This is a genomic window from Pseudomonas sp. LAM2023 (genome assembly GCF_016620375.1).
Taxonomy (GTDB): Bacteria; Pseudomonadota; Gammaproteobacteria; order Pseudomonadales; family Pseudomonadaceae; genus Aquipseudomonas; species Aquipseudomonas anuradhapurensis.
In genome coordinates this window covers 486,680-502,287 of record NZ_JAENHV010000009.1, presented here as the reverse complement: position 1 = coordinate 502,287, position 15,608 = coordinate 486,680, and the positions used below count along the sequence as shown (strand labels likewise).

At 66.6% G+C, this 15,608-nt stretch carries 13 protein-coding genes; 5 read left to right on the top strand and 8 right to left on the bottom strand.

Annotated features, from left to right (window positions below; all coding sequences use genetic code 11):
* Window positions 1-81: 81 nt before the first annotated feature.
* The 7 genes from JKP78_RS02300 to JKP78_RS02270 form a co-directional block, all read right to left on the bottom strand.
* Window positions 82-1,098 carry an ABC transporter permease gene (locus JKP78_RS02300; protein ID WP_186690372.1) on the bottom strand — a complete coding sequence of 339 codons (1,017 nt, stop codon included), beginning with the start codon at window positions 1,096-1,098 and terminating at the stop codon, window positions 82-84.
* The gene (locus JKP78_RS02295; RefSeq protein WP_186690370.1) at window positions 1,098-2,156 is read right to left on the bottom strand and encodes a microcin C ABC transporter permease YejB; all 1,059 of its coding nucleotides are present in this window, start codon (window positions 2,154-2,156) and stop codon (window positions 1,098-1,100) included. The genes JKP78_RS02300 and JKP78_RS02295 overlap by 1 nt, the downstream gene beginning before the upstream one ends.
* Window positions 2,153-4,078: an extracellular solute-binding protein gene (locus JKP78_RS02290; RefSeq protein ID WP_200625974.1), complete on the bottom strand. Its 1,926-nt coding sequence runs from the start codon at window positions 4,076-4,078 to the stop codon at window positions 2,153-2,155. The genes JKP78_RS02295 and JKP78_RS02290 overlap by 4 nt, the downstream gene beginning before the upstream one ends.
* Before the next feature lie 13 nt (window positions 4,079-4,091).
* The gene (locus JKP78_RS02285) at window positions 4,092-4,373 is read right to left on the bottom strand and encodes a peptidylprolyl isomerase (protein WP_003258780.1); all 282 of its coding nucleotides are present in this window, start codon (window positions 4,371-4,373) and stop codon (window positions 4,092-4,094) included.
* A 78-nt stretch (window positions 4,374-4,451) separates the two neighbouring features.
* Complete coding sequence (locus tag JKP78_RS02280) at window positions 4,452-5,516, bottom strand: 3-deoxy-7-phosphoheptulonate synthase (RefSeq protein WP_200625973.1); 1,065 nt, start codon at window positions 5,514-5,516, stop codon at window positions 4,452-4,454.
* Between the two features lie 572 nt (window positions 5,517-6,088).
* The gene (locus JKP78_RS02275; RefSeq protein ID WP_186690364.1) at window positions 6,089-6,400 is read right to left on the bottom strand and encodes a hypothetical protein; all 312 of its coding nucleotides are present in this window, start codon (window positions 6,398-6,400) and stop codon (window positions 6,089-6,091) included.
* Window positions 6,401-6,507: 107 nt separating this feature from the next.
* On the bottom strand, window positions 6,508-7,803 hold the full coding sequence (locus JKP78_RS02270; protein ID WP_186690362.1) for an MFS transporter: 1,296 nt from the start codon (window positions 7,801-7,803) through the stop codon (window positions 6,508-6,510).
* Between the two features lie 156 nt (window positions 7,804-7,959).
* Between JKP78_RS02270 and JKP78_RS02265 the strand changes: the two genes are divergently transcribed.
* Entirely contained in the window at window positions 7,960-8,835 is an 876-nt protein-coding gene (locus tag JKP78_RS02265; protein ID WP_186690360.1) for an AEC family transporter, read from the top strand.
* 130 nt (window positions 8,836-8,965) lie between these two features.
* Here JKP78_RS02265 and JKP78_RS02260 read toward each other — a convergent pair whose 3' ends face one another.
* Window positions 8,966-9,622 carry an HAD family hydrolase gene (locus JKP78_RS02260; RefSeq protein WP_186690358.1) on the bottom strand — a complete coding sequence of 219 codons (657 nt, stop codon included), beginning with the start codon at window positions 9,620-9,622 and terminating at the stop codon, window positions 8,966-8,968.
* A gap of 100 nt (window positions 9,623-9,722) precedes the next feature.
* Here JKP78_RS02260 and lexA point away from each other — a divergent pair, with 100 nt between their 5' ends.
* The 4 genes from lexA to JKP78_RS02240 are packed head-to-tail and all read left to right on the top strand — an operon-like array spanning window position 9,723 to window position 15,453.
* Window positions 9,723-10,331: a transcriptional repressor LexA gene (gene lexA, locus JKP78_RS02255; protein ID WP_200625972.1), complete on the top strand. Its 609-nt coding sequence runs from the start codon at window positions 9,723-9,725 to the stop codon at window positions 10,329-10,331.
* The gene (gene imuA / locus JKP78_RS02250) at window positions 10,331-10,951 is read left to right on the top strand and encodes a translesion DNA synthesis-associated protein ImuA (RefSeq protein ID WP_186690356.1); all 621 of its coding nucleotides are present in this window, start codon (window positions 10,331-10,333) and stop codon (window positions 10,949-10,951) included. Before lexA ends, imuA begins: the two co-directional genes overlap by 1 nt.
* Window positions 10,952-10,957: 6 nt before the next feature.
* Window positions 10,958-12,376: a Y-family DNA polymerase gene (locus JKP78_RS02245; protein ID WP_186690354.1), complete on the top strand. Its 1,419-nt coding sequence runs from the start codon at window positions 10,958-10,960 to the stop codon at window positions 12,374-12,376.
* Entirely contained in the window at window positions 12,373-15,453 is a 3,081-nt protein-coding gene (locus JKP78_RS02240; protein WP_186690352.1) for an error-prone DNA polymerase, read from the top strand. The genes JKP78_RS02245 and JKP78_RS02240 overlap by 4 nt, the downstream gene beginning before the upstream one ends.
* Window positions 15,454-15,608: the final 155 nt, after the last annotated feature.

Genomic DNA, 15,608 nt, shown 5'->3' with positions numbered 1-15,608 from the left:
CCGCCGGCTCAACGTGAAGGCTGAATTCCGTGGGATACCTGTGGCAGCGGGTTTACCCGCGAACAGGCCAGGCTTGAAAGCCTACCCTCTGGGGTCGAACGCCTCGCGCAAGGCATCGCCGATAAACACCAGCAACGACAGGATCACCGCCAGTGCAAAGAACGCGGTAAAGCCCAGCCACGGCGCCTCCAGGTGTTGCTTGCCCTGGGTCACCAGCTCACCCAGCGAAGCGCTCCCGGCCGGCATGCCGAAGCCGAGAAAATCCAGTGCCGTCAGGGTCGTGATCGCCCCGGTCAGCATGAACGGTACATAGGTGAGCGTGGCGTTCATCGCATTGGGCAGTATGTGCCGCAGCATCACCTGGTTGTCCGGCAACCCCAGCGCCCGAGCCGCCTTGACGTATTCCAGGTTGCGCCCGCGCAGGAACTCGGCGCGCACCACATCGACCAGGGTCAGCCAGGAAAACAGCGCCATGATCCCCAGCAACCACCAGAAGTCCGGTTCGACAAAGCCGCTGAGGATGATCAGCAGGTACAGCACCGGCAGCCCCGACCATACCTCCAGCAGGCGCTGCCCGAGCAGGTCGACCCAGCCGCCGTGGTAGCCCTGCAGGGCGCCGGCCGCCACGCCGATGAGGACGCTGACCACGGTCAGGGCAAAGGCGAACAGCAACGATACCCGAGTGCCATACAACACACGGGCCAGCACGTCGCGGCCCTGGTCGTCGGTGCCCAGCCAGTTGCTGGGGCTGGGCGGGCTGGGCGTGGGTACCTGCAAGTCGTAGTTGGGCGTATCGGCACTGAACGGGATGGGCGCGAACAGCATCCAGCCGCCCTGGTCGGCGATCAGTTGGCGCACGTAGGCGCTGCGGTAATCCGGCTGGAACGGCAGCTGGCCGCCGAACTGCTGTTCGCTGTAGCGCTTGAGCGCCGGCACGTACAATTCACCCTTGTAGCCCAGCAGCAGCGGCTTGTCGTTGGCCACCAGTTCGGCACCCAGGCTCAGTAGCAGCAGGCAGGCGAACAGCCACAGCGAGACCCAGCCAAGGCGGTTGCGGCGAAAGCGTTGCAGGCGACGGCGCGATACCGGTGAAAGCATCAGTGCGCCCTCGTGTCGAAGTCGATACGCGGGTCGAGCAAGGTATACGACAGGTCGCCGATCAGGCGGATCAACAGGCCCGCCAGGGTAAAGATGAACAGCGTGCCGAACACCACCGGGTAATCGCGCGATAGCGCCGCGTCATAGCTCATGCGGCCCAGGCCATCGAGCGAGAAGATCACCTCGATCAGCAACGAGCCGGCGAAGAACACCGTGATCAACGCCTGCGGCAACCCGGCCACTACCAGCAGCATGGCATTGCGCAGCACATGGCCATACAGCACCCGGCGCTCGCTCAGGCCCTTGGCGCGGGCGGTGACCACGTATTGCCGGGCAATCTCGTCGAGGAAGGCGTTCTTGGTCAGCAGGGTCAGGGTGGCGAAGCCGCCGATGACCAAGGCGCCGACCGGTAGCACCAGGTGCCAGAAGTAGTCTGCCACCTGGCCCAGCAGGCTGAGTTCGTCGAAGTTGTCCGAAACCAGGCCGCGCACCGGGAACCAGTTGAGCGAGGTGCCGCCGGCGAACACCACGATCAGCAGCAGGGCGAACAGGAACGAGGGCAGGGCGTAGCCGACCACGATCAGCGCGCTGCTCCAGGCATCGAAGCGGCTGCCATGGCGTACCGCCTTGCGGATGCCCAGCGGGATCGAGACCAGGTAGGTGATCAGCGTGGCCCACAAGCCCAGCGACAGGGTAACCGGCAGCTTGTCGAGGATCAGCTGGGTGACCTTGGCGCCGCGGAAGAAGCTGTTGCCGAAGTCCAGCCGGGCGTATTGGCCGAGCATCAGCCACAGGCGCTCGGGGGCGCTCTTGTCGAAGCCGTATTGGCGCTTGATCTCTTCGATCAGTTTCGGGTCCAGGCCGCGGCTGGCGCGGGACTCGCCATGCACCACCTCGGCGCGGGCAGCGGGCGCACCGGCGCCAAGGCCTTGCAGGCGCGCCACCGCCTGTTCCACCGGGCCGCCCGGTGCCGCCTGGACGATGGCGAAGTTGACCAGCAGGATCGCCAACAACGTCGGGATGATCAGCAACAGGCGCCGCAGAATGTAGCTGGTCATGGCGAAGCCTTCAGGCGCTCGGCCATCTGCGCATTGGTCAGCGCGCTGGGGCTGACCTCCCACCAGGTGTCCAGGCCTTCGTCATAGGCCGCCTGGACCTTGGGCCGGCCGAAGCGGTTCCACCACACGGTGGAGCTGCCCGGCGGGTAATAGTTGGGGATCCAGTAGTAGTTCCATTGCAGCACCCGGTCCAGGGCGCGGGCATGCTGCAGCATGTCGGCCTGGCTGGCGGCGCGCACCAGGCCGTCGACCAGGCGGTCCACGGCAGGGTCCTGAAGCACCATCAGGTTGTTGGAACCGGGGTCATGGGCCGCTGCCGAGCCAAAGTAGTTGTACAGCTCGGCGCCAGGCGACAGGGTGACCGGGTAGCCGGTGACGATCATGTCGTAATCGCGGGCCATCAGGCGGTTGACGTACTGGGCCGAGTCGACATTGCGGATGTTCAGGGTGATGCCGATCTGCGCCAGGTTGCGCTTCCACGGCAGCAGCAGGCGCTCCATGCCCGCCTGGCCATTGAGAAAGGTGAACGCCAACGGCGTGCCTTGGCGGTCGACCAGGCGGTCGCCCTGCGGGTGCCAGCCGGCCTGCTCGAGCAGGGCCAGGGCCTGCAACTGCTGCTGGCGAATGATCCCTGAGCCATCGGTGACCGGCGCGCTGAATACCTTGCTGAAGACCTCGTCCGGCACCTGGCCACGCAGCGGCTCGAGCAGTTGCAGCTCACCGGCATCGGGTAACTGGCGGGCGGCCAGCGGGGTGTTGGAAAACACGCTTTGCTGGCGAATGTACAGGTTGCGCATCATCTGCCGGTTGCTCCATTCGAAATCCCACAGCATGCCCAGCGCCTGGCGCACGCGGCGGTCCTTGAACGGCGGCTGGTCGAGATTGAACACGAAGCCCTGGGCAACCTGCGGCTTGGCCGGGCCCAGGTGAGCGCGCTGCAGACGCCCGTCATCCAGTTGCGCGCCGGCGTAGCCCAGTGTGTAGGCGGTGGCGGAGAATTCGCGATTGTAGTCGTAGCCCCCGCCCTTGAGCACCTGCCGCGCCACTTCGGTGTCGCCGAAGTACTCGATGCGCAACTTGTCGAAATTGTAGCGGCCACGGCTGACCGGCAGGTCCCGCGCCCACCAGTTGGGGTCACGCTCGAAGGTGATGCTGCGGCCATTGTCGATGCGCCCGATACGGTACGGCCCGCTGCCCACCGGCTTGTCGAAGCCGGCGCCGTTGGCGAAATCGCGCTGTTGCCAATCGTGCTCGGGCAGCACCGGCAGGCTGGCGAGGTCCAGTGCCAGGGTGCGGCCATGCCCGGGCTTGAGGTCGAAACGCACACGCTGCGGGCCTTCCACGGTTACCCCGGCCACATCGGCGAACTGGGTGCGGTACTTGAGGCTGCCCTTGTTCATCAGCAGCTCGAAGGTGAAGCGTACGTCTGCGGCACGTACCGGCTGACCATCGGCGAAGGTTGCGCGCGGGTCGATCTCGAAACGCAGCCAGGCGTCATCCGGGCCGCGCTCCATGCGCCGGGCAATCAGGCCATAGACGGTATAGGGTTCATCGAACGAACGCATGGCCAAGGGTGCATAGAGCAGGCCATCGACCTCGCTGACGCCGATGCCTTTGTCGATGTACGGCAGGATATGGTCGAACTGGCCGATCTCGATCGCCGAGCGGCGCAGGATGCCGCCCTTGGGAGCGTCGGGGTTGACGTAGTCGAAGTGCTGGAAGCTGGCGGCGTAGCGGGAGGCTTCGCCGTAGACGGTGAGGGCGTGGGTGGGGGTGGCGTGGGCGTTGAAGGCAAGACCAAGCAGGAGCAGACAACGCAACCACCGTGGCAGCGGGTTCACCCGCGAATGCGCCCGTGCAGGCAATCTTGTTGCCTGAACTGACACATTCGCGGGTGAACCCGCTGCTACCGGGGCCTTCATCGCCTGCGAGGGCTTAGTCCTGGCGGCTGGTCACTTCCAGCAGGTGGTAGCCGAACTGGGTCTTCACCGGGCCTTGCACGGTGTTGACCGGGGCGCTGAAGACCACGGTGTCGAACTCCTTGACCATCTGGCCCGGGCCGAACGAGCCCAGGTCACCGCCCTGGCGGCTGGACGGGCAGGTGGAGTTGGCCTTGGCGATTTCAGCGAAGTCGGCACCGGCTTCGATCTGCGCTTTCAGTTCGTTGCATTTCTCTTCGCTGCTGACCAGGATGTGGCGGGCGGTTGCACGGGCCATGGGTACTGCTCCTTGGGGGTAAAAAAGGCAAGCCTAGCGCACTTGTCCGGGGTATGTCTCGCCAGGCTTGCAAGCGGCCTACCGGAGTTTTTCCGCCGCCTGGCGCAACAGGGTCTCGGTCGACGCCCAGCCCAGGCAGCCGTCGGTGATCGACACGCCGTATGCCAGTGGGCCCTTGCCCAGCGCCTGGCAGCCATCGAACAGGTGGCCCTCGAGCATGACCCCGACGATCGAGCGGTCGCCGGTCAGGCGCTGGGCCAGCACGTTGTCGAACACGGCAGGTTGGCGCGCGGGGTCCTTGCCGCTGTTGGCGTGGCTGCAGTCGACCATGATGCGCGCCTGCAACCCGGCCTTGGCCAATGCCTGGCGGGCCATGGCGATGCTCTCGGCATCGTGGTTCGGGCCGGTGTGGCCGCCACGCAGCACCAGGTGGGTATCCGGGTTGCCCAGGGTTTCGATGATGGCCGGGTAGCCCTGCGCATCCATGCCGAAGTGGCGGTGCGGATGGGCGGCGCTGCGCATCGCGTCGCTGGCGATGGCGGTGCCGCCGTCGGTACCGTTCTTGAAGCCTACCGGCAGCTCCAGGCCACTGACCAGTTCGCGGTGGATCTGCGATTCGGTGGTACGCGCGCCAATCGCGGCCCAGGCCAGCAGGTCATCGAAGTAGCCGGCGGCCATCGGTTGCAGCAACTCGGTGGCAATCGGCAGGCCGCGTTCGAGCATGTTCAGCATCAACCCGCGGGACAGGGCGATGCCGGCATGCATGTCGTCGCTACCGTCGAGGTGCGGGTCGTAGGCCAGGCCTTTCCAGCCGACCGTGGTACGGGGTTTTTCGACGTAGGCGCGCATCACCAGCAGCAGCTGGTCGTCGACTTCGCGGCTGAGGGCGGCAAGGCGATCGGCGTATTCCAGGGCCGAGCGTGGGTCGTGGATCGAGCATGGGCCGACGATCACCAGCAGGCGCTGGTCGTGGCCGTCGAGGATATCGCGGATGGCCTGGCGGTGGGCATGGACTTGCTGGGCCAGTGCGCTGGACAGCGGCATTTGCTGCTTGAGCAGGTGCGGGCTGGGCAGGCGCTGGCTGACGCTGGTATTGGCCGCTTGCGGCTGGGTCAGGGGCAGGGCGAGGCTGGAAGCTTGCATGGCGTTTTTCCCTGGGCGGACGGCGGGTTGTGGCCCGCGCTGTCGGCCCTATCGAGGTGTTCGACAGATCGTTGAATTGCTATTGGCTGTTGCATTGCCACCTGTGCAAGACCGAACGGAGGCGGCAGGCTGGCCCGAACGGGATTGGCTAAATCGCCAGGCGTAGGTGTTGGCGGAGTAATAAGTGGCGTAGTTCATGAATCGGTCCTCAATGTGAATCGGTGTTGTGCAAAAGGCCGGAAAAGCAAAACCCCCGGTCGGGAGGCCGACCGGGGGTTTGAGTATGCTCATGTTCGGCGGCCCCTCGAAGGTGGGCGCCGCATGGGTATCGGCGCCTAGTGGCTAAACCAATACCCGAAGTAATAGCTGGCAGGTGCCACGCAGCCGGCAACAGCCAGCACAGGGCGCAGGGTGCGACCGGTGTGGTTGGCGTGGTTGCGGTTGTGTTTCGGCATGCTGCTCTCCAATGAATGAGCCCGAGCTTACTTCAGTTCGGCTGGGCCATTCAATGGATAAATGCCATCGCGGTGATCATTTGTTTTCTACGGCATGGCGCAAAGCCCCGGTCCACCTCAATGGCTGTCCTGGTCTTCGGCATTGCCACCGGTATGGCCCGCGCCCGAGCCAGTGGCTTCGCCGGTGCTGTTGGAGCCGCCCGCGGCGCCGTCGGCTGCATCGCTGTTACTGCCAGTGTCGCTGCTGTCGTTGTCGGTGCTGCTGCCAGGGCTGTTGACGCTGCTGCCTTCACCGGCGGTCTTGCCACCGCTCTGGTCGGTTTGCGGATGGGTGTCGGTGTGGGTGCTTTCGGTGGCAGCGAAGCTGGTACCGGCCAGGGCGGCCAAGGCCAGGGCGAGGGACAGCGAGAGAGGGCGAATGCGGATCATGGCAAAACTCCTGGGTGGATGATCTGTCATTCGTTGGGCTGGGGGAGCGAGGCGCGGTGCCTTCCGCGCGACGAGTGGTAACGGGGCTGCGCAGCAGCCCCCCAGGCTCAGTGGGTTTCGCTGTGGTTAGCCGCTACGGGCTCGGCGGGCGTCAGCGGCGGGTGCTCCTGTGCTGCATGCATCAGGTCTTCAGTCACCCGCAGCTCGGCACCGGTCGGCGAGAAGGTGGTCGAAGCGGTGAACGGCGCCGGGTGCTCGGCCGCCGGGCGCTTGCCACGGCGCCACATGAAGAAGCACACCATGGCCAGGTTGACCACGGCAAAGGCCCAGAACAACCCGGCCTCGCCAAATTCGGTCATCACCGGCGAGATCGCCACCGGTGCCATGGCCGAGCCCAGCGAGTTGATCAGCAGCAGGCCCTGAATCATCGGCACCAGTGCATCGGACGGCGCCCGGTCGGCTGCATGGCTGACCGCCACCGGGTACAGGGTGAATACGCCGCCGCCCAGCAGGAACAACATGGCCGGCAGCAGGGCCGAGTCCGACGGCAGGAACACCGTCACCAGCGACAGCAGCATGCACAGCGCAGCCAAGGCGATCAGTACATCCTGGCGGTCCTTGCGGTCGGACCAACGCCCGACCGGGTATTGCAGCAGCATGGCGCCGAGGATCACCCAGGCCATCATGTTGCCGACCTCGCCTACATCCAGGCCGATGCGTTGCAGGTACAGCGGCAGCAGGGTGTAGATGCCGGCAATGGCCACACCCGAACCAAAGCAGCCGACCAGGCCCGATGGTGCCACGCCCAGCAATTGCCGCGGCTTGAGCGGTTCGACCTGGTCCAGCAGCGGCGATACCCGTGGCAGGATCACGATCGGCAGCACCGACAGCGCGGCCAGCACGCCAGCCAGCATGAACGGCGCGGTGTCACCCAGGTGGGTGATTTCGCCCAGGCCCGCCTGGGCGATCACCCCCGCCCCGTAGAAGGCGATCATGTATAGCGCCAGGAGGCGGCCACGGATCTTGGCGTCACCGGCCAGCAACAGCCAGCTTTCGATCACCAGGAACACGCCCACCGCTGCCCAGCCGTTGATCAGGCGTAGCAGCGACCACCAGGTGACCTCGTAGAACAGGCCTTGCAGCAGGATGGTCACCGCGATCAGCGCGGCGAAGCTGGTGTAGGCGCGGATATGGCCGATGCGCAGGATCAGCCGGTCGTTGAAGATGGCGCCCAGGGTCAGGCCGATGAAATAGGTCGACGAGACGATACCGATGGTGGTGGCCGATTCGCCGGCAGCGCCCAGGCGCAGGGTGGTCAGGGAAGACATGAAGCCGTTGCCCAGGGCGATGATGAACAGCCCGAGCAGGGGCGCCAGCGCCATGGCCAGCAAACGCGGAGACATAGGTACCTCGAGTGGGATCGGCCCGCCAGGGCGGCAGGCGAAAAGGACGCGCGATTCTAAGGGCTTCGCAGGTTTTGCCCAAGGGGGCCGAGCATGCGACGAGACGCCGCAGCCTGCGGCATAATGCTGCCCCCATCCCCAAGCAAGGCAGGCCCCATGTTCGCCTCGTTGTTCGCAGTCCTGGCCCCGGTTTTCGTGGTTGCCGGCATCGGCTATGGCTGGGCCCGCAAGGGCCTGGACTACCCCACCGAATTCATCGCCCGGGTGGTGATGAGCATTGGCACGCCGTCCTTGGTACTGTCTACCCTGAGCCGTACCGAACTGCAGCCGAGCGCCTTCGCCAGCATGGCCATGGCCTGCCTGCTGTGCACCCTGGGCATGGCCCTGGCCGGCTGGCTGGTGTGCCGCGTTACGGGCCGACACTGGCGGGTGCTGTTGCCGGCGTTCATGTTCCCCAACACTGGCAACATGGGCCTGCCAATCAGCCTGTATGCCTTCGGCGAACATGGCCTGGCCCTGGCCGTGGCGTTCTTCCTGACATTGTCGATCGTGCAGTTCACCCTCGGCATGGCGATTTCAGGTACGGCTGCTTCGTTCAAGGCATTGCTGCGCAACCCCATCGTGATCAGCCTGGCCGGGGCCATGCCGATCATCTTTCTCGACTTTGAACTGCCCCGTTGGCTGGCCAATACCGTCAACCTGCTGGGCGGCATGACCATCCCCCTGATGTTGCTCACCCTGGGTGTGTCGCTGGCCAGCATCCGCCTGCGCCAGGTGGGCAGCGGCTTGCTGCTGGGTGGCTTGCGCATTGGCCTGGGGGCTGCGGTGGGCTGGGCGGTGGGCGTGGCGCTGGGCCTGGACGACCTGGCGCGCGCGGTGCTGGTGGTGCAATCGGCGATGCCGGTGGCGGTGTTCAACTACCTGATGGCAGTACGCGCCAACCGCGAGCCGGAGCAGGTGGCGAACCTGGTGATGTGCTCGACGGTACTGTCGTTTGCCTGGCTGCCAGTGGTGCTGGCCTGGTGGATGTAGAACGCAGACGCGGAAGTTCTCCTGAGGGTCTGTTCTTTGTCGATGTGCATGGGGGGCGGCATCGGGTTTATGGTGGCGTTGAGATCGAGCGCCGCGCGGGCGGCGCTCGATCTCGAACACACCACACATCTCAAACCCTGCGCTCGATCAACGCCCACAATCGCGGATCATTGAAATCATCGACCACCAACCCAGCCCCCGCCGCCAGCAACCGTTCCGGCGTCTGGGTCGTGGCCACGCCCACGGTGAAGATCCCCGCGCCGCTCGCCGCCGCCACCCCTGGCAGCGAGTCCTCGAAGGCCAGTGCCTGCCCGGCCTCGGCACCCAGCCGCTGCAGCCCGGTCAGGTAGGGCAGCGGGTCCGGCTTGGGCCGCGCCAGTTCCTCGGCCACCAGCACGTGCTCGAAATGCCGGCCCAGGCCCATGGCGCCCAGCATGTGTTCGGCATTGAGCCGCGGTGCGTTGGTCACCACGCACAGGCCCAGGGCATGAGCGCGGGCATGTTCCAGCAGGCGCAGCAGGCCGGGCATCGGCTCCAGGCTGGGCGACAGGGCGCGGAACAGCGCCTCCTTGCGCTCGGCCAGTGCCCGGCATTGCTCGGCACTGGCGCCGACAAACAGCTCGGCGAACAGCTCGCCATTGGCGCGGCCGCTGACCTGGGCCTCGAACTGTGCCTGGCTCAGTTCGCGGCCGTCATGCTCGTGCAGCAGCTGGCGAAACGCCTGCAGGTGCAGGGTGTCGGTGTCGGTGAGGGTTCCGTCGAGGTCGAACAGCAGGGCAGTCAGCATTGGGTATCCAGATAAAAAACCACGCGCCTGGGCATGATAGCGAAAGCTGACGACGAAGGGGGCTGTTCAGCGTGCTCCGAAAAGAGTACAAATGTGATCCATGGATACTCTGACCCCCAAACGCCGCGCGATCTTCGACTTCATCCGCGAGCGCATCGCCGACCACGGCCAGCCACCGAGCCTGGCCGATATCGCCACGCGCTTCGGTTTTGCCTCGCGCAGCGTCGCCCGCAAGCACATCACCGCCCTGTGCCAGGCCGGCTACATCGACGTCACGCCGAACCAGGCGCGCGGCATTCGCCTGGCCGAACCGCTGCGCCGGCCGGAAATCCTCGAAGTACCGGTGCTCGGCCAGGTGGCGGCAGGTGCCCCCATCGGCCCGGACCTCGACATCCACGAGCAGCTGCTGCTCGACCCCAGCCTGTTTCGCCGCACCCCCGACTACCTGCTGAAAGTGCGTGGCGACTCGATGATCGACGACGGCATCTTCGACGGCGACCTGGTCGGCATCCTGCAGCAGGCCGACGCCCGCGACGGGCAGATCGTGGTCGCGCGCCTGGATGGCGAAGTGACCATCAAGCGCCTGCAGCGCCAGGGCAGCGGTTATCGGCTGTTGCCGCGCAACCCGGCCTATGCGCCCATCGATGTGCGGCCTGAACAGGAGTTCTTCATCGAAGGCGTATTCTGCGGCTTGCTGAGGCGTGACTGATGGGCGCGGTGGTCGATCTCGACAGGCTGCTCGACCAGCGCCGGGTATGGCGCGGCCGGCAGGCCCAGGCGCGGCCACTCGGGCTGCAGCCCACCGGCCATGCCGCGCTCGACGAACGCCTGCCGGAAGGTGGTTGGCCGGCAGCGGCCCTCAGTGAGCTGTTGCTGGCCAGCCCTGGCTGTGGCGAATTGCACTTGCTGTGGCCAACGCTGGCCCGCTTGAGTGCTGACGCTGGCCGGGTGGTGCTGGTGGCGCCGCCCTTCATCCCGTACGCCCCGGCCTGGCAGGCTGCCGGGGTGGACCTGCGCTGGCTGGTGCAGGTGGATGCCGAACCCGCCGATGCCTTGTGGGCCGCCGAACAGTGCCTGCGCTCCGGCAGTTGCGCGGCGGTACTGTGCTGGCCGGAACGTGCCGACGACCGCGCCCTGCGGCGCCTGCAGGTGGCCGCCGAAACCGGCCAGGCGCTGGCCTTTGCCTGTCGGCCGCAACAGGCGGCGCACAACCCTTCACCCGCCGCGCTGCGCATTGCCGTCGATACCCGCCCGGCACAATGGCGTGTGCTGAAAAGCCGTGGCGGCATGCCACCGGCGCTGCCTATCGCCTGCCCACGGCTGGGCTGATGCACCATGCTCTGGGCCTGCATCCTGTTTCCGCAGCTGGCGCTGGACACGGTCCTGCGTGAGCGTGACGACCCCGATACCCCCTTGGTGCTACTTGGTGGGCCGAGCCAACGGCGGGTGCTGCAGGCGGTCAACTCGGCAGCGGCCTCACTCGGCCTGCGGGCCGGGCAAACCCTGACCGCCGCGCGTGCCCTGGCCGAGGGGTTCAGCTGTGTCGAAGCCGACCCCAGGCGCATCGACCAGGTGCAACAGTTGCTGGCGGCCTGGGCCTACCGCTTCAGTGCCCAGGTCAGCCTGCACTACCCACGCGCGTTGTTGCTGGAGGTGGGCTCCAGCCTGCAACTGTTCGGTCCCTGGCCGGTGTTCGAGGCACGCCTGCGCCAGGAACTGGCGGAGCTGGGGCTGCGCCAGCGTATCGTCCTGGCCAGCAATCCGGTGGCGGCGCGCATCCTCGCCAACCGCCACGACGGCCTGGCCGCAGGTGATGCCGAGGCCACCCGAGTGGCGCTGCTGGGCATGCCCATCGAGCGTATCGGCCTGCCTGCGCAGGCTGCCGAGGCCTTTGCGCGCATGGGCCTGCGACAGTTGGGCCAGGTCCTGGCCTTGCCTCGCGACACCTTGGCCAGACGCTTTGCGGCCCAGGTGCAGCTGCACCTTGACCAGTTGCTTGGCCTGCGCAACCTGGGGCTGGCCTTCTACCAACCCCCGGACCGTTTCGAAACCCGCCTGGAGCTGAACTTCGATGTCGAATCACACCAGGCCCTGCTGTTCCCGTTGCGGCGCATGCTCAACGACCTTGCCGCATTCCTCGCCGGGCGTGATTGCGGCGTGCAGCGGTTCTGCCTGTACCTGGAGCACGCCGACGGGCCGGATACCTTGCTCAAAGTGGGCCTGCTAGCCGCCGAACGCGATGCCGCGAGGCTGTTCGAGCTGGCCCGCGGGCGCCTGGAGTCGCTACGCATTCCCGCCCCGGTGCGTAACCTGCGGCTGGTAGCCGAGGACCTGCCACCTTTCGTCCCACAGCACCAGGCATTGTTCGACCCGCGGGCGCAACAGGCGCAGCCCTGGGAGCAACTGCGTGAACGGCTGCGCGCGCGCCTGGGCGACGAGGCGGTCAAGAGCCTGAGCGTAGCCGCCGACCACCGCCCCGAATACGCTTGGCAGCCGGTAGCGCAGGGCGGGCAGGGCAACCTGCCGGTGGCCCCTGGCAGCCGCCCGGGCTGGTTGCTGCCGGCGCCGATGAGGCTGGACGAAACCGGCTACCGCGTGCAAGGCCATGCCGAGCGCATCGAGTCGGGTTGGTGGGATGGCAGCGACGTGCGCCGTGACTACTACCGTATCGAAACCCGCGACGGTCTGCGCGGCTGGGCCTACCGCGACCTGAGCCAGGCCGGCCCGTTGTGGCTGCAAGGCTGGTTTGCATGAACGCCCCGGGTTATGCCGAGCTGCATTGCCTGTCCAACTTCAGCTTCCAGCGCGGCGCGTCGAGTGCCGACGAGCTGTTCCGGCGTGCCCGCGAGCAGGGCTACCAGGCCCTGGCGATCACCGACGAGTGCACCCTGGCCGGCATCGTCCGGGCTTGGCAGGCGGCAAAGGAACACCAGCTGCAGTTGATCGTGGGCAGTGAAGTCCAGCTGCAGGACGGCCCCAAGCTGGTGCTGCTGGTGCAGGACCTGGCGGGCTACCAGAACCTCTGCGCGCTGATCACCCGGGCCCGGCGGCGCGCACAGAAGGGCGAGTACCAGCTGTTTCGCGATGACCTGCAGCAGCACCACCAGGGCCTGCTGGCCCTGTGGGTGGCCGATGACAGCGGCGATAGCGCTGCGGGGCAGTGGCTGTACAGCGTGTTCGCTGAGCGCCTGTGGCTGGCGGTGCACCTGCACCGGGGCAGTGACGATGCCGTGCGTCTCGAGCGCCTGCGCAGCCTGGCAGCCAGGGTCGGTATTCGTGCCGTGGCCTGCGGCGACGTGCACATGCACATACGCGGCCGCCGCGCCCTGCAGGATTGCATGGCCGCCATCCGCCAGCATTGCCAGGTGGCGGAAGCCGGGTACTTTCTGTTTGCCAACGGCGAACGTCACCTGCGCAGCCAGGCGCAACTGGGCGAACTCTATCCAGCCGACCTGCTGGCCGAGACCTTGGCCATCGCTGCGCGCTGCCGCTTCGAGCTGAGCGAGTTGAAATACCAGTACCCACGCGAACTGGTGCCCGAGGGGCATACCCCGGCGAGCTGGCTGCGGGCGCTGTGCGAGCAGGGGTTGCCGTCGCGCTGGCCGGGCGGGGCGAGTGGCAAGGTGCGGGAAGTGCTGGCCAAGGAATTGGCGCTGATCGAGGAGCTGGGCTACGAGAGCTATTTCCTGACCGTGCACGACATCGTCGCCTTCGCCCGCAGGCAGGGGATTCTTTGCCAGGGCCGCGGGTCGGCTGCCAACTCGGTGGTGTGTTTCGTCCTCGGCATCACCGAACTCGACCCCATGGAACACCGCCTGCTGTTCGAGCGCTTTCTCTCGCGCGAGCGCAACGAGCCGCCGGATATCGATGTGGACTTCGAGCACGATCGCCGCGAAGAAGTGATCCAGTATGTGTTTCGCCGCTACGGTCGGCACCGAGCGGCGCTTACCGCGGTGGTCAACACCTATCATGCCGCCGGTGCGGTGCGGGATGTGGCGCGGGTGCTGGGGTTGCCCGCCGACCAGGTGGATGCACTGGCCAAATGCTGTGGCCGCTGGAGCGATCGCATACCCGATGACCAGCGCCTGGCCGAGGCCGGTTTCGAGCCGGGCAGCCCTTCGCTGCGGCGGGTGCTGGTGCTGGCCGGTGAGTTGATCGGTTTCCCCCGGCACCTGTCGCAGCACCCGGGCGGCTTCGTCATTTCGCAGCAACCGCTGGACGAACTGGTGCCGGTGGAAAATGCCGCGATGCCGGAACGCACGGTAATCCAGTGGGACAAGGACGACCTGGACATGGTCGGCCTGCTCAAGGTCGACGTGCTGGCGCTGGGCATGCTCAGTGCCCTGCGCCGTTGCTTCGACCTGCTGTACCGCCACCGCGGCCGGCACTTGACCCTGGCGACCATCCCCGCTGAAGACCCGGCCACCTACGCGATGATCAGCCGTGCCGAGACCATGGGCGTGTTCCAGATCGAGTCGCGCGCGCAAATGGCCATGCTGCCTCGGCTGCGCCCGGTAACCTTCTATGACCTGGTCATCGAGGTGGCCATTGTCCGCCCTGGGCCGATCCAGGGGGACATGGTCCATCCTTACCTGCGCCGGCGCCTGAAGCAGGAGCCAGTGACCTACCCCTCGCCGCAGCTCAAGGCCGTGTTCGAGCGCACCCTGGGGGTGCCGTTGTTCCAGGAGCAGGTGATGGAGTTGGCCATGGTCGCAGCCGACTACAGCCCCGGCGAGGCTGACCAGTTGCGCCGCAGCATGGCTGCCTGGAAGCGCCACGGCGGCCTGGAGCCGCACCGCCAGCGGCTGGTACAGGGTATGTTGCGCAATGGTTACGAGCTGGCATTTGCCGAGCGCATCTTCGAGCAGATCAAGGGCTTTGGCAGTTATGGCTTCCCGGAATCGCACGCGGCCAGCTTTGCCTTGCTGTGTTATGCCAGCAGTTGGCTCAAGTGCCATGAACCGGCGATCTTTACCTGTGCGCTGGTCAACAGCTGGCCCATGGGTTTTTACAGCCCCGACCAGTTGCTGCAAGAGGCTCGACGCCAGGGCATCGAGGTCAGGCCAGTGGATGTCTGCCACAGTGACTGGGACTGCACGCTTGAGCCTGACGCGGGCGCGGCCCTGGCCATCCGCATGGGGTTGCGTCTGGTGCGTGGTTTTGCCGAGGCCGATGCCAGGCGCCTGATGCAGGCGAGGGCGCAGCGGGCATGGCGTGATGTCGAGGACGTGTGCCTGCGCGCAGGGCTCGACGCGCGTGCCCGCGCCCAGCTGGCCGATGCTGGCGCGCTGCGCGCCTTGGCTCGTGATCGCCATCAGGCGCGCTGGCAGGTGGCGGCGGTGCAGCCGCAGCTGCCGTTGTTCGCCGACGTGGAAGCTGTGCCGGAAGACACCGTTGAACTGCCTGTCCCCAGTGTGGCGGAGAACCTGATGGCCGATTACCAGACCCTGGGCACCACGCTTGGGCCGCATCCGCTGGCCTTGTTGCGTTCACGGCTGAGGGCGCTGGGCTGTCGCAGTTCGGCCGAACTGCAAGGTGTCGAGCATGGCGACAACATTGCCGTGGCCGGGCTGGTGGTGGGCCGCCAGCGGCCACAGACGGCCAGTGGCGTGACCTTCGTCACCCTGGAGGATGAGCACGGCATGCTCAATGTCGTGGTGTGGCGCGACCTGGCCGAGCGGCAGCGACGGGCACTGGTGGGGGCGCAGTTGCTCAAGGTCGGCGGGCGGCTGGAGCAGGCCGACGGCGTGCGTCACTTGATTGCGCGACGGCTGGAAGATGTCAGCCAGTTGCTGCAGGGGCTGGATGTGCGCAGCCGCGATTTCCATTAGGCCCAGGCCCCAGTACGCCATGCCTGCGAGGTCCCTTGTAGGAGCGGCCTTGTGTCGCGAAAGGGGTGCGAAGCGCCCCCAAGGCTGTGCATCACCGCAAGATTGCCGGGGCCGCTCTGCGGCCCTTTCGCGACACAAGGCCGCTCCTACAAGTA